This window comes from Neorhizobium sp. CSC1952, assembly GCF_030378245.1.
Lineage (GTDB): Bacteria > Pseudomonadota > Alphaproteobacteria > Rhizobiales > Rhizobiaceae > Neorhizobium > Neorhizobium oryzae_A.
The window spans coordinates 3,942,575-3,956,077 of record NZ_CP128416.1 but is presented as its reverse complement, the minus strand read 5'-3'; the positions used below and the strand labels follow the sequence as shown (position 1 = coordinate 3,956,077).

Sequence of the window (13,503 nt, the reverse complement as noted above, 5' to 3'; positions counted from 1 at the left end):
GACTAGTTCCATCGGGCTCCGAGGCAAGTCAAGCTTCGGGGAGCATCTCATTCGGCGCTCCGGAAGATCTTGCCCGGATTGAAGATACCGTCGGGATCGAAGCTCTTCTTGACGGCGCGCATCAGATCGACCGCGCCGCCGAGCTCCTCCTCCAGGAACGCCATCTTGCCCTGGCCGATACCGTGTTCGCCGGTGCAGGTGCCGTCCATGGCAAGCGCCCGCCGGTTGAGGCGCCCGATGAAGGCCTCGACCCTGCCGACCGAATCCGGATCCTTGCCGTCGAAAAGCACCAGTACGTGGAAGTTGCCGTCGCCCGCGTGACCGACGATCGGCGCGAGCAGCCCCTCCGCGACGATATCGGCCTGGGTCTCGGCGACGCATTCGGCAAGCCTTGAGATCGGCACGCAGACATCGGTCGAAAGCCCGTCGAGCTCCGGCGCCAGCGCCCGGCTCGCCCAATAGGCATTGTGCCGGGCGTTCCAGAGCTTGGCGCGCTCCTCCGCGTTGGCGGTCCAGAGGAATTCGTCGCCGCCGCATTCGGCGGCGATTTCGGAAAACTGCGCCGATTGCAGCGCCACCGTCTCCTCCGTGCCGTGGAATTCCAGAAAGAGCGTCGGCTTTTCCGGATAGGAGAGCTTCGAATAGGCGTTGCAGGCGCGCATCTGCACGTCGTCGAGGAGTTCGATGCGGGCGACGGGAATGCCCATCTGGATCGTCATGATGACGGCGTCGCAGGCGGCCTTGATCGTCGGGAAGGCGCAGACCCCGCCGCCGATCTTTTCCGGGATGCCCTGGAGGCGCAGCGTGATCGAGGTGATGACGCCGAGCGTGCCTTCCGAGCCGACGAAGAGCCGGGTGAGATCGTAGCCGGCCGAGGACTTCTTGGCGCGCCGCGCGGTGCGGATCTCCTCGCCGTCGGCGGTGACCACGGTGAGCGACAAGACATTGTCCTTCATCGTGCCGTAGCGCACCGCATTGGTGCCGGAGGCCCGCGTCGCCGTCATGCCGCCGATCGAGGCGTTGGCGCCCGGATCGATCGGAAAGAACAGGCCGGTGTCGCGCAGCTCCCGGTTCAGCTCCTCGCGGGTGATGCCCGGCTCTACCGTAACGTCAAGATCGGCGGGGCTGACGCGAAGCACTTTGTTCATGCGGCTGAAATCGATGGAGATTCCGCCCGACGGCGCGTTGACCTGGCCTTCCAGCGAGGATCCGGTCCCGAAGGGAATGACCGGCACGCGGTGGGCGGCGCAGGCCTTCACGACCGCCTTCACATCATCCGTGCTTTCGGCGAAAACGACGCCGTCCGGAAGCTGGGCCGGCAGATAGGTGGTCGTATGCGCGTGCTGCTCGCGAAAGGACTGGCCGGTCTGGAAACGCTCGCCGAAGGACTGTTTCAGGATGCCCAGAACCGTCCTGATGCCCTCTTCGTTGCGAAGGCCCGTCTTCACGTCCCTGACTGCCATCACCATTCTCCTCATGATACTGCGGAAATTGGTTAGGCGACGGGTCCGGCTTTGTCCAGAAATAACGACAGCCCCGGGTTCGACCTCGGGACGGACACCGCCCTTTGCCCTCGGATCAAGCCCAAGGGTGACGAAAGACAGAATGCTCCCTTGGCGATCCGGAAATTTTTCAAGTCGGACGGGGCGCTGAAAGCTGCCTCTTATGTTAGTTTAACAGGTGACACCTCTCAGCGCCCCGTTCGGCGGTTTTTATCCGCGACTTCGGTCTCTCTGCCTTGGCCTTCCCGGACGATGTTCTCCTCGGGTTAAACCCGAGAATGCCGCATGGACCCCGGGCGAACCGAGTTATCGCCAACGATCCATGACGCCGCCGCCGGACTCTCCGCTTTACGCGGACGGACAGAAAAGTCCGGCGAAACCATCCGTTCGGCCACCCTGTGTGCCGCACAGGCACGCCCGGCGCGCTCTTTCGGGCATCAAGAGACGATGGGCCGGTCCGCTGCCCGTCACCTCTCCCCGTGTCGCCGGAGGGAGACCATTTTCCGCGAACCCGGATGGTGAGGCTTTGCGTCTTCCCCTCAACACCCGCGCCGGCCCCGCCTCGCCGGAACGCCTTCCGGTGTATCCGATGCGGGACGGGGTGATTGTAGGCATGAGGCGGGAGGACGGGGATGAGAAAGGGGTCAAGTGATTGATAGAGCTGAGGCGGGTTTGCGTTTTGTCCATCAGTGCCGGTGGATGCCTGCCGCCGCACCCCCCTCTGCCCTGCCGGGCATCTCCCCCACAAGGGGGGAGATCGGATGGGGGCGGCGGCTTCCCTAAACGACGAGCGCCGCTATTCGGCATACCGCATACGCATACGGGGGACGGAGCGGGTTCTGCTTGCGCCCTCTTCTCCCCAGCGGGGAGAAGTGCCGAGCAAAGCGAGGCGATGAGGGGGTGTACACGCGGCAAAACACATCACCCGATGGTGGCTCCGCCCCCCTCATCCGCCCTGCCGGGCACCTTCTCCCCGCTGGGGAGAAGGGGAGAGCGAGCCGCCGCCTCGTCAGCTTCAGGCGTTCTTCGCTGCAATCGGTTCGCTGGTCAATTGCCCGCTACTCCGCGGCGAGCAGCGGTTCTTCCTTGCCCTTCTCTTCCGTATCCGAGTTCTCCGCCTTGCGGCGCGAGGCATGCGCGAGTTCCTGATGCAGGCGCTGTTCCTCGTGCACATGCGGCTTGGCGAAGCGGGCGATCAGGAGATAGGCGACCGGCGTGATGAAGAGGGTCACGAGCACGGCAAAGCCGAGGCCGCCGACAATGACCCAGCCGAGCGCGATGCGGGCTTCCGCGCCGGCGCCCTTGGCGAGAACCAGAGGCACGCCGCCGATGATGGTGGCGATCATCGTCATCATGACCGGGCGAAGGCGCATGGCGCAGGCGGTCTCGATCGCCTCCCGCACCTCCGCCCCGCGGTCGCGGAGCTGGTTGGCGAATTCGACGATCAGGATGCCGTTCTTCGCCATGACGCCGACGAGCAGCACGAGGCCGATCTGGCTGTAGACGTTGAGGCTCGAGCCCGTGAGCACCAGCGCGATGGCCGCACAGGCAAGCCCGAGCGGCACGGTGGACATGATGATGAGCGACGACAGCACGCTTTCGAACTGTGCGGCGAGCACCAGGAAGATGATGGCGATCGCAAAGCCGAAGGTCAGCAGCATGGCGTTGGAATTCTCGCCGAGCGTCTTTGCTTCCGCCATCGGAATGAGCCGCACGCCGGCCGGCAGCAGCGGCTGGGCGAGCGCCGTCATTTCCCGGACCGCGTCGCCGAGCGCGACGCCGTCGCGAAGGCCCGACGAGATCGACACGGACGCAAGGCGCTCCTCGCGGTTGAGCTGCGGCGCGACGGCCCCTTCCTTCAAGGTCGCGATGGTCGACATCGGCACGATCTTGCCGTCGCCGGTCTTCAGGAAGATGTTTTCGAGATCGGTCGGATCGTCGATCGGCCGCGTCGTCGAGGTGAGCTTCACCGGCAGCGCGTCGCCGGCGACGAAGACGTCGACCACCGAACGGCCCTCCAGCAGCGACTGCATGGCCGTCGACAGGCCCGTGATGTCGATGCCGAGGTCGGAGGCGCGTTCGCGGTCGATCGCGACGGAGAGCTGCGTCTGGGTCGGCTCGTTGGTGAGGCGGGGCGTGTCGAAGAGCGGGCTCTTCTCCATTTCCGACACGAGCCTCTGGGCGGTCGAGGTCAGGACGTCGTAATCGTTGCCGACCAGCGCCATCTGCAGGCCGTTGCCGGCGCCGCGGATCTTCAGGCTGTTCGACTGCATGGCGAAGCCGCGGAGCGCCGGCACGCGCTGTGCCGCGGCGTTCACGTCCGCGGCGATCTCGTCCTGGCTGCGGGTGCGCTCGTCCCACGGCGCCAGCGTCAGGACCATGAAGCCGCTGTTGGTGTTGCTGCCGAAGCCGGAGATCGAGAAGATGTTGCGGATTTCGCCGGAATCGCGCAGCGGCTTCAGGTTCTCCTCGACCCGCTGCATCTGGTCGCGCGTGTAGTCGAGGCTGACGCCCTGCGGCGCCGTGAGGCGCAGCATGACGGTCGCGCGGTCCTCGCGCGGCGTCAGCTCGTTCTTGACGAGGCCGAAGACGTTGTAGGCGGCGATCGCGAAGATCACCGAAAAGACGATGACGACGAGCGGCGCGTTGAGGCAGTACCGCAGCGTGATCGCATAGACGCGGGCAAAGGCGCTGCCGAAGGCGCCGAGCAGCCCGTGATGCTCCTTGATCGGCTTGGTCAGCATGCGCGAGGCGAGCATCGGGCAGAGCGTCAGGGCGGTGATCGACGACAGGGCCACCGAGAAGGCGAGCACGAAGCCGAATTCCTTGAACAGACCGCCGATCTGGCCGGGCAGGAAGGAAAGCGGGATGAAGACGGCCGCGAGCGTCGCGGTCGTGGCGATGACGGCGAAGAAGACTTCCTGCGTGCCGAGCACGGCGGCGGCGCGCGGCCCCATGCCTTCCGCCCGTCGCCGGACGATGTTTTCGAGCACGACGATCGCGTCGTCCACCACGAGACCGGTCGCCAGAACGATCGCGAGCAGCGTCAGGATGTTGATCGAGAAGCCGACGAGGTAGATCGCCACAAGCGTTCCGATCAGCGCCACCGGCATGGTGAGGCCCGGAATGAGCGTCGCCCGCCAGTCGCGCAGGAAGAGGAAGATGACGACGAGCACGACCGAGGCCGACAGGATGAGCGCGATCTCCACCTCGTGCAGCGCGCCCTGGATGAAGATGGCGTCGTCGCCGGTGATCGCGATGCGCGTGCCTTCGGGCAGCGTCTTCTGCATCTCGTCCACGGCCGCCTTGACGCCGTCGGAAATGTTGAGCGTGTTCGACTGCGCCTGGCGGATGATGCCGAGGCCGACGCCCTGCACGCCGTTGGCGCGCAGCACCGTGCTGCCGTCGTCCGGGCCGAGCGAGACGGTGGCGACGTCGCGGACGCGCACGTTCGGCGCGATCAGCACGTTCTCGAAATCGCGCGGCGTCGTCAGGTTCGCGGTGGCGCGCACGACGATATCCTGGCTGGTGCTTTTCAGCGAACCGGCCGGCACGTCGAGCGCCGCGCTTTGCAGCGCCTTGTCGACATCGGCGACGGTGAGGCCCCGGCCGGCAAGCGCCGCCTGGTTCACGTCGACGCGGAACACCTTGTCCTGATCGCCGTAGAGCTCGACGTCGGCTACGCCTTCGACGGCCGCCAGGCGGTCGACGATCTCGTTGTTGACGAGCTGGGTGAGGTCCTCCATCGAGAGCGTCGAGGACGTGACCGCCAGACGCATGATGGCATCGGAATCGGCATCCGCCTTGACGATGCGGGGCTCGTCGGCATCGTCCGGCAGCTGGTTGACGACGCGGCCGACGGCATCGCGCACGTCGTTGGCGGCTTCCGAGAGATCGACGGAATCGGAGAATTCCATCGTCACGCGGCTGGAGCCGAACTGCGACTGGGAAGACAGCGCCTTGAGGCCGGAGACGCGCGCGACCGCGCCCTCGATGACCTGGGTGACCTCCTGGTCCATCGTCTGCGGCGAGGCGCCGTCGTAATTGGTGCGGACCGTGATGACCGGCTGGTCGACGTCGGGAAGCTCGCGCACCTCGACGCCCGCAAGGGCGGCAAGGCCCGCGACGACGAGCAGCGTGTTCAGAACCGCGGCAAGGATCGGCCGGCGGACGAAGAGCGCGGTGAAGCTCTGGCCGGATTTCTCCCCGCCACCGCCGTGCTCTGGTTTTTCTTGGCCGGCGCCGCCATGGCCGAAGCCCGGAAGGTCGATCTTCATTGGCTCGCTACCTCTGCCTTATCCGGCGCGCCGAAGATGCGCACGGGCGCCCCTTCCCTCACGCGCTGCAGGCCTTCGGTCACCACCCGGTCGCCCTCGTTGAGCCCCGCCTCGACGAGGACCGCATCCGGATTGCGCTGCACGACGCGCACCCGGGTCTTGACCGACTTGTTGTCCTGGACCAGCCAGACATAGGAGCCCTCGCCGTCCCATTGCACGGCGAGCGGATCGACGGACGGGTATTTCTCGCCCTCAAAGCGCATGCCGACGTTGAAGGCCATGCCGGCGCGCAGGACGTCGTCGGGATTTTCGACGCGGGCGCGGATGCGCATGGTGCGGCTTGCCGGATCGACGCGGTTGTCGATCGCCTCCACCTTGCCCGTAAAGACCTGGCCCGGGCGGGCGATGGAACTCGCCTCGACCGCCTGGCCGGGTTCGATGGCGACGGCGAAGCGCTCGGGCGCCCAGAAATCGACGAGGATCGCCGAACGGTCGTCTATGGTGACGATGCTGGTCTGGGTCGTGACGTTGTCGCCGATATTGACCGCGACGATGCCGGCAATGCCGTCGATGGGCGCAACGATGTCGCGGCGCCTGAGGTTGAGTTCGGCGGTGGAGAGCGCGAGCTTCGCGGCCTGTTCGGCGATCTGCGCATCGAGCACGTCGAGGCGCGAAACGGACTGCAGGTTCTTGTAGGAGGCGGATTTCTCCTGGGCGCTCTTCAGCGACACCTGCGCCTTGTCGCGCTCGATGATCTGCTCGTCGTCGTCGAGGCGGGCAAGCACCTGGCCCTTCACGACCTTTTCGCCGGAGCTGACCATGATCTCGTGGATCGTGCCGGCCGCCTGCGGCATGACGACGACGGACTGGATCGCTTCGCCGCTGCCGATCGCCGTCAGACGGTCGTTGACCGTGCCGGTCGCGACGGGCTCCACCACGACGAGCGTCGCGCGATTGCCGCCGCCCTGGCCCCGCTGGCCACCCTGGCCGGCGCCGCTCTGGCCTTGGCCTTGGCCCTGGCCCTGCTGCCGCGCCGCGGCATTGGTGTTGCCGGCCGTGCCTATAGCCGCCGGCTGGGCCTGTTCGGAACGGATGGCGGCGATCACCTCTCCCGGCACGCCCATCTTGGCAAGCGTCTCACCGGCGCTCGGCACCATGAAGACCCAGAGACAAAGCCCTGCAGCCAGAACCACGATACTGAGCAGAAGCTGTTTCCAAATCCGCATTCACTTCTCCGGTTGAGGCACGCGCGGGCCTATTTGCGAAGGAGTATCCTTTTTTGCCGATGTACAAGCAATGGCTGATCGGCATTCTTACGAAATTGTAATTTCACAAGATTTTGTAGACTTTTTGACTGCCCCGACCGCCTCCGTCTGCCTATCGGGAGGGCAGAACCCGGTCCTTTCCTGGGCGATCTGCATCAACTTACCACAATTTAGCCTCCCCTTGTGGAGAGACTGGGAATAAAAGAGGAACATTTTCTGGTCTTTCGGGTCCGAATCATTACATTGGCCGCATGAGTAACAGTTTCGACGACATCCCGTTCTTCGACGAGGAGCCGCAGCCGGCGCCGCGCAAAGGCCCCGCCCCGACCCCGCCCGGCGCAGGCGGCGGCCTCGGGATTGCGGCGCGCGCCATGGCCGCCCGCGACCAGCACCGCGCCCCGGACTATCTCACCGGCCTCAACCCGGAGCAGCGCGAGGCGGTCGAGACGCTGGACGGCCCCGTCCTCGTGCTCGCGGGTGCCGGCACCGGCAAGACGCGGGTGCTGACGACGCGCATCGCCCATATTCTGGCGACCGGCCGGGCCTTCCCCAGCCAGATCCTCGCCGTCACCTTCACCAACAAGGCGGCGCGCGAGATGAAGGAGCGCATCGGCGTGCTGGTCGGCGGCGCGGTCGAAGGCATGCCCTGGCTCGGCACCTTCCACTCGATCGGCGTGAAGCTTCTGCGACGCCATGCGGAACTGGCGGGACTCCGCTCCGATTTCACCATTCTCGACACCGACGACGTGATCCGGCTGATCAAGCAGCTCATCCAGGCGGAAGGCCTGGACGACAAGCGCTGGCCGGCCCGCCAGTTCGCCGGCATGATCGACACCTGGAAGAACAAGGGCCTGCTGCCGGCCGATATCCCGGAAGGCGACGCCCGCGCCTTCGCGAACGGAAAAGGCCGCGAGCTCTACGCCGCCTACCAGGCGCGGCTGAAGACGCTGAACGCCTGCGATTTCGGCGACCTTCTGCTCCATCCGATCGCGATCTTCCGCCAGAACCCGGATATCCTGAAGGACTATCACGGCAGGTTCCGCTACATCCTCGTCGACGAGTACCAGGATACCAACACGGCGCAATACATGTGGCTCAGGCTGCTCGCGCAGCGGCCGAAGGGAACGCCGCAGAACGTCTGCTGCGTCGGCGACGACGACCAGTCCATCTACGGCTGGCGCGGCGCGGAAGTGGACAATATCCTGCGCTTCGAGAAGGATTTTCCGGGCGCGAAGGTGATCAAGCTGGAGCGCAACTACCGCTCTACCGAACATATTCTCGGCGCCGCCGGCCATCTCATCGCCCATAACGAGGGGCGGCTTGGAAAGACGCTCTTCACCGACCGGGTCGATCCCGACGACGAGAAGGTGATGGTGCATGCCGCCTGGGACAGCGAGGAAGAGGCACGCGCCGTCGGCGAGGAGATCGAGCGTCTGCAGCGCGGCGATGCCGACGGCAAGCGGCATGCGCTGAACGACATGGCGATCCTGGTGCGCGCCTCCTTCCAGATGCGCGAGTTCGAAGACCGCTTCGTGACGCTCGGCCTCAACTACCGCGTGATCGGCGGCCCCCGCTTCTACGAGCGGCTGGAGATCCGCGACGCGATGGCCTATTTCCGGCTCGTCTGCCAGCCGGCCGACGACCTCGCCTTCGAGCGGATCATCAACACCCCGAAGCGGGGCCTGGGCGACACGACGGTACGCTACCTGCACGACTATGCCCGCGCCCGCGACGTGCCCATGCTCGCGGCATCCGCCGAGATCATCGAGACGGACGAGCTGAAGCCCAAGGCGCGCAAGGCGCTGTTCGACGTGGTGCAGAGTTTCAGGAACTGGCAGCAGCGGCTGGAGACGACCCCGCATACCGAGCTCGCCGAGCAGATCCTCGAAGAATCCGGCTATACGGACATGTGGAAGAACGACAAGTCGGCGGAAGCCCCCGGCCGGCTGGAAAACCTGAAAGAGCTCGTCCGCTCGATGGAAGCGTTCGAGAGCATGCGCGGCTTCCTGGAACACGTCTCGCTGGTCATGGATGCCGAGCAGAACGAGGACATGGATGCCGTCTCGATCATGACGCTGCATTCCGCCAAGGGCCTGGAATTCGACACGGTCTTTTTACCCGGCTGGGAGGAAGGCCTCTTCCCGCACCAGCGGGCGCTCGACGAGGGCGGCCGCGCAGGCCTCGAAGAGGAACGCCGCCTCGCCTATGTGGGCATCACCCGCGCCAAGCGGCGCTGCCACATCTGGTTCGTCTCCAACCGCCGCATCCACGGGCTGTGGCAATCCACCATGCCGTCGCGCTTCCTCGACGAACTGCCGCAGGCGCATGTGGATGTCGCCGTATCCGAGAGCAATTACGGCGGCTATGGCGGGAGGGGCGGCTACGGCCAGTCGCGTTTCGACAAGGCCGATCCCTTCGCCAACTCCTATTCCACGCCCGGCTGGAAACGCGCCCAAGCCAACCAGACGGACGCCACGCGCGACAACTGGGGCACGCGCTCGGGCCATGCCGTGGAGCGCATCGGCTATGGCGAAAGCGGCCCGCGCGGCCGCACGATCGAGGGCGAGCTGGTGGCGAAATCCGTGGCCGACACGCCCTCGCAATTCTCCATCGGCGACCGGGTGTTCCACATCAAGTTCGGCAACGGCAATATTTCGGCGATCGAAGGCAACAAGCTGACGATCGATTTCGACCGGGCGGGTCAGAAGCGGGTGCTGGAAGGGTTCGTGGAGCGGGTGTGAGTGAGATGGCCGGCGATCTTTCTCCGAGACTGAGATCGATTGTGGACACTCTACCTCTCCGCCCCGACATGCACGTCCTCGAGATCGGTTGCGGCCCGGGTGCCGCGGCCAGGGAAATCGCCCGCCGCATCGGCACCGGTTATGTGCTGGGAATCGATCGCTCGGCTGCCGCGATCCGGCAGGCGATCGGCGGCTCGGAAGCGGCATCGCGCATCCTGCGGTTCCGCCGCATTGCTGCTGAAGATTTTGAACCGGAACCTGGTGAAGCGCCTTTCGACCTGATCCTTGCAATACGGGTTGGGGCACTGGACGGCAGGCATCCCGAAGCCGGCAGGCTGGCTGCGAAGCGGCTTTCCCGGGTGATTTCACCAAGCGGAGCGCTTTATGTGGATGGACAGCGAAGGTCCCTCGAAGCCTATCTCTAACCGGGGCAGGCCTCGGCCTCATCCTACTGCTTGACTGCAAAGCCCCTTCACCGGCCGTTCCAGCGCCTTGGCAAGACCGGCCGCACGAACCTCCTGTCGAGCCAGACCATTCCCGCGCCCACGACGAGATAGCCGATGGCGATCGCGGCGGCGTTGAGGAAGACCTGTGTCCAGCCGAGATTGCCCGCATCGAGGAACGGATAGGCATATCGTCCCTCGATGGTGCCGCGAATGGCTGCGTAGACGAAATAGAGAACCGGATAGAGCATCCACTGGAACGGGGCACGGAAAGACAGCGTGTTCTTCGGCACGAGAGACAGCCAGAACAGCGGAACCAGGACCGGATTGAGCCTGTGAAGCAGGAAATTCGCGAGAGCCCCGGCGCCGCTGAGCTCGCGCAGTCCCTGCAGCAGAAGGGCGAAGACGATACCCACCAGCATGATGCTCAAGGCCAGCCCGCCGGCCGCCCAGGCATGGCCGGGACGCAAGCCTGCGATGGCGACATGCGTAAACAGCAAGGCGACCAGGAAATTCGTGATGATGGTGAAATAGCCGAAGATCGCCCAGATTGCGGGCAACAAGGTCGCGCCGTTCGACATGATCGTATTCAGCTCGATCAGGATGCCGACCCATGCCGAAACGGCGATCACCGCCGCGAATATGCGCGACAGAATAGACGTGCGTACCGGAAACATCAGCACCTCCCCTCACCGCATGGTCAGCCCGCCATCGACGGCGTACCGGATATTCTTTCCCGCAATCCGGCTCATCCGCCCGCCTTCATACCCGGGCCTTCAATTGTCGGGAATGCGCCTTAGATATGCCCTCGGCCGGCGTCGGCAAGCCGATGACGAAAGTTTGTCGGACTGCGTGGCCGGGCAAACCCTATCTTGTCAGGGCTCCTGTCACCCATTACCTCACGCATGGAGATCGTTTGGGATCCGAGGGAGGAATTCATGAAAGCTATCGTCACAGCACCCGGCGGACTGGATGCCCTGAAGCTTGTCGACCTGCCGGACCCCGGCAAGCCCGGACCCGGAGAAATCCGCGTCGCGCTGCATGGCAGCTCGCTCAACTATCACGACCTCGGCGTCGCGAGCGGCAGGACGCCGACCGATAGCCGGATTTTGATGGCGGATGGTGCGGGCGTGGTCGAGGAAGTCGGCGAAGGGATGACGGAGTTCAAGCCGGGCGACCGTGTCGTCTCCTGCTTCTTTCCCGACTGGCAGGACGGCCCGCCCCTGCCGGGCGGATTTTCGCGTGTCCCGGGTGACGGTATCGACGGCTTCGCGGCTGAATATGCGGTACGGCCGGCGACCGCCTTCACGCTGGCGCCGAAAGGGTTCAGCCATGTGGAGGCGGCGACGATCACCACCGCAGGCCTGACCGCATGGCGGGCGCTGGTCGAGATCGGCAGGCTGAAGGCCGGCGACACGGTGCTGGCGCTCGGCACCGGCGGCGTCTCGATCTATGCGCTGCAGCTGGCAAAGGCGATGGGCGCGCAGGTGGCGATCACCTCCTCCTCCGACGAGAAGCTGGAGCGGGCGAAAGCCCTCGGCGCGGATTTCACGGTGAACTACCGGACCCATCCCGAATGGGCCGGGAACGTGCTCGAATGGACCGGCGGCCGCGGCGTCGACCACGTGGTGGAAGTGGGCGGTCCGGGCACGCTCGGCCAGTCGATCCAGGCGGCCCGCATGGCCGGCAGCATCACCATGATCGGCGTGCTGACCGGTGCGCGCGGCGAAGTGCCCACCGCAGCCCTTGCGGGCAAGCAGATCACCCTTTCAGGCCTCATCGTCGGCAGCCGCCGGCAGCAGCAGGATTTCGTCCGCGCCCTCGATACCGGCCTCTTCAAGCCGGTGATCGACAGGGTGTTTCCGCTGGAAAAGCTGGCCGACGCCTTCCGCTACGAGATGGGCGGCGGCCACTTCGGCAAGATCGGCATCGAATGGTGACGGGCCGGGCGGAGGTTTTCCTTGCCGAAAATCCCTGCCCCATCTACCTCTTGGGCTACACCCAAGGGAGCGGCCGCATGTTTCTTTCCAACCAGGACGTGATCGAACTCACCGCATGGCGGCGGAAACTGCATGCCATGCCGGAGGTTTCCGGCGAGGAGATCGCAACCGCCGCAGAGGTCCAGGGCTTTCTGGCGGATACCGGGCCGGACCGGGTGATCTCCGGCCTCGGCGGCACCGGCATCGCCGTGGTCTACGACAGCGGCGCGCCCGGTCCGACGGTGATGTTCCGCGCCGAGCTCGACGCGCTGCCGATCGAGGAAACCGGCACGCCGGAGCACCGCTCGCGAATTCCCGGAAAGGGCCACATGTGCGGCCATGACGGCCACATGACCATGCTCGCGGCCCTCGGCCGGCAGTTCGGCCGCGAAAGGCCGAAACGCGGCCGCGCCATCCTGCTCTTCCAGCCGGCGGAGGAGACCGGCGCGGGTGCCGCCGCCGTCATCGCCGACGGGAAATTCGCGGACCTGACGCCGGACTACAGTTTCTCGCTGCACAACATGCCCGGCCTGCCGCTCGGCCATGTCTGGCTCAAGGACGGCATCGCCAACTGCGCCTCGCGCGGGCTGAAGATCGTGCTTTCGGGCCGGACCGCGCATGCCTCCATGCCGGAAACCGGCATCTCGCCGGTGCCCGCCGTGGCAAGGCTGATGCCGGCGCTGACGGCCCTGAGCAAAGGCAGCATCGCGGCGGAGGACCTGGTGCTCGCAACGGTCACGCATGCCGCGATCGGGGAGCCGGCCTTCGGCATCGCGCCGGGCCATGCGGAGGTCTGGGTGACGCTCCGCGCCATGACCGACGGCGAAATGGAGGCGCTGGTCGCCGCCGCCGAGACGCTGGTGAGCGAGATCGCCGCGGAAGCCCGGCTCGAACATGCCCTGGAATATCACGACATCTTCGTGCATTCCGAAAACGATCCGGAGGCCGCCGCGCTGCTGCGTGCCGCGCTGGAGGCGGAAGGCGTTCCGCACGAACCTGGCGAGACGATGCGCGGCTCGGAGGATTTCGGCCGCTTCGGCTCGGTCTCGAATTCGGCGATGTTCTTCCTCGGCGCCGGCGAGGACATACCGAACCTGCACAACCCGAACTACGATTTTCCGGACGACCTGATCCCGATCGGCACGCGGATTTTTGCGCGCGTCGCCAGGGATATCCTGGGGTGACGAGATGGGGCATGGTGCCTGCCGACGTCAGAGGCAGGTCGTCACCCCAACTGCGATATGCTTAGGCTTGGATCCTCAGGACAAACCCGAGGATCTACACGTGGGAGATATG

General features: G+C 65.6%; 8 protein-coding genes. 4 read left to right on the top strand and 4 right to left on the bottom strand.

All coding sequences use genetic code 11. From position 1 onward, the window contains the following. Nucleotides 1-47: 47 nt before the first annotated feature. The 3 genes from QTA58_RS19125 to QTA58_RS19115 all read right to left on the bottom strand — a co-directional run bounded on the left by QTA58_RS19125 (nt 48) and on the right by QTA58_RS19115 (nt 7,005). Complete coding sequence (locus QTA58_RS19125) at nt 48-1,463, bottom strand: FAD-linked oxidase C-terminal domain-containing protein (RefSeq protein WP_289670235.1); 1,416 nt, start codon at nt 1,461-1,463, stop codon at nt 48-50. 1,097 nt (nt 1,464-2,560) lie between these two features. Continuing rightward, nucleotides 2,561-5,779, bottom strand: a complete 3,219-nt coding sequence (locus QTA58_RS19120; RefSeq protein ID WP_289670233.1) for an efflux RND transporter permease subunit — start codon at nt 5,777-5,779, stop codon at nt 2,561-2,563. Further along, nucleotides 5,776-7,005 carry an efflux RND transporter periplasmic adaptor subunit gene (locus QTA58_RS19115; RefSeq protein WP_289670232.1) on the bottom strand — a complete coding sequence of 410 codons (1,230 nt, stop codon included), beginning with the start codon at nt 7,003-7,005 and terminating at the stop codon, nt 5,776-5,778. The genes QTA58_RS19120 and QTA58_RS19115 overlap by 4 nt, the downstream gene beginning before the upstream one ends. Before the next feature lie 290 nt (nt 7,006-7,295). Between QTA58_RS19115 and QTA58_RS19110 the strand changes: the two genes are divergently transcribed. Both QTA58_RS19110 and QTA58_RS19105 read left to right on the top strand, forming a co-directional pair. After that, a complete protein-coding gene (locus QTA58_RS19110) occupies nt 7,296-9,785 on the top strand; it encodes a UvrD-helicase domain-containing protein (protein ID WP_289670230.1) in 2,490 nt (829 codons plus the stop codon). 5 nt (nt 9,786-9,790) lie between these two features. Next, nucleotides 9,791-10,210 (top strand): class I SAM-dependent methyltransferase, encoded by a 420-nt coding sequence (locus QTA58_RS19105; RefSeq protein WP_289670229.1) that lies wholly within the window; start codon nt 9,791-9,793, stop codon nt 10,208-10,210. Nucleotides 10,211-10,257: 47 nt separating this feature from the next. On the opposite strand, the gene QTA58_RS19100 is transcribed toward QTA58_RS19105, so the two are convergent. Beyond that, nucleotides 10,258-10,905: a Pr6Pr family membrane protein gene (locus tag QTA58_RS19100; protein ID WP_289670227.1), complete on the bottom strand. Its 648-nt coding sequence runs from the start codon at nt 10,903-10,905 to the stop codon at nt 10,258-10,260. Nucleotides 10,906-11,166: 261 nt separating this feature from the next. Here QTA58_RS19100 and QTA58_RS19095 point away from each other — a divergent pair, with 261 nt between their 5' ends. Together QTA58_RS19095 and QTA58_RS19090 are read left to right on the top strand one after the other, a co-directional pair. Further along, nucleotides 11,167-12,168: an NAD(P)-dependent alcohol dehydrogenase gene (locus QTA58_RS19095; protein WP_289670225.1), complete on the top strand. Its 1,002-nt coding sequence runs from the start codon at nt 11,167-11,169 to the stop codon at nt 12,166-12,168. Nucleotides 12,169-12,245: 77 nt separating this feature from the next. After that, complete coding sequence (locus QTA58_RS19090) at nt 12,246-13,391, top strand: amidohydrolase (protein ID WP_289670223.1); 1,146 nt, start codon at nt 12,246-12,248, stop codon at nt 13,389-13,391. Nucleotides 13,392-13,503: the final 112 nt, after the last annotated feature.

Coding starts and splice junctions, on each gene's coding strand:
- QTA58_RS19125 (WP_289670235.1), bottom strand. CDS start 1,463: ATGGCAGTCAGGGACGTGAAGACGGGCCTTCGCAACGAAGAGGGCATC.
- QTA58_RS19120 (WP_289670233.1), bottom strand. CDS start 5,779: ATGAAGATCGACCTTCCGGGCTTCGGCCATGGCGGCGCCGGCCAAGAA.
- QTA58_RS19115 (WP_289670232.1), bottom strand. CDS start 7,005: ATGCGGATTTGGAAACAGCTTCTGCTCAGTATCGTGGTTCTGGCTGCA.
- QTA58_RS19110 (WP_289670230.1), top strand. CDS start 7,296: ATGAGTAACAGTTTCGACGACATCCCGTTCTTCGACGAGGAGCCGCAG.
- QTA58_RS19105 (WP_289670229.1), top strand. CDS start 9,791: ATGGCCGGCGATCTTTCTCCGAGACTGAGATCGATTGTGGACACTCTA.
- QTA58_RS19100 (WP_289670227.1), bottom strand. CDS start 10,905: ATGTTTCCGGTACGCACGTCTATTCTGTCGCGCATATTCGCGGCGGTG.
- QTA58_RS19095 (WP_289670225.1), top strand. CDS start 11,167: ATGAAAGCTATCGTCACAGCACCCGGCGGACTGGATGCCCTGAAGCTT.
- QTA58_RS19090 (WP_289670223.1), top strand. CDS start 12,246: ATGTTTCTTTCCAACCAGGACGTGATCGAACTCACCGCATGGCGGCGG.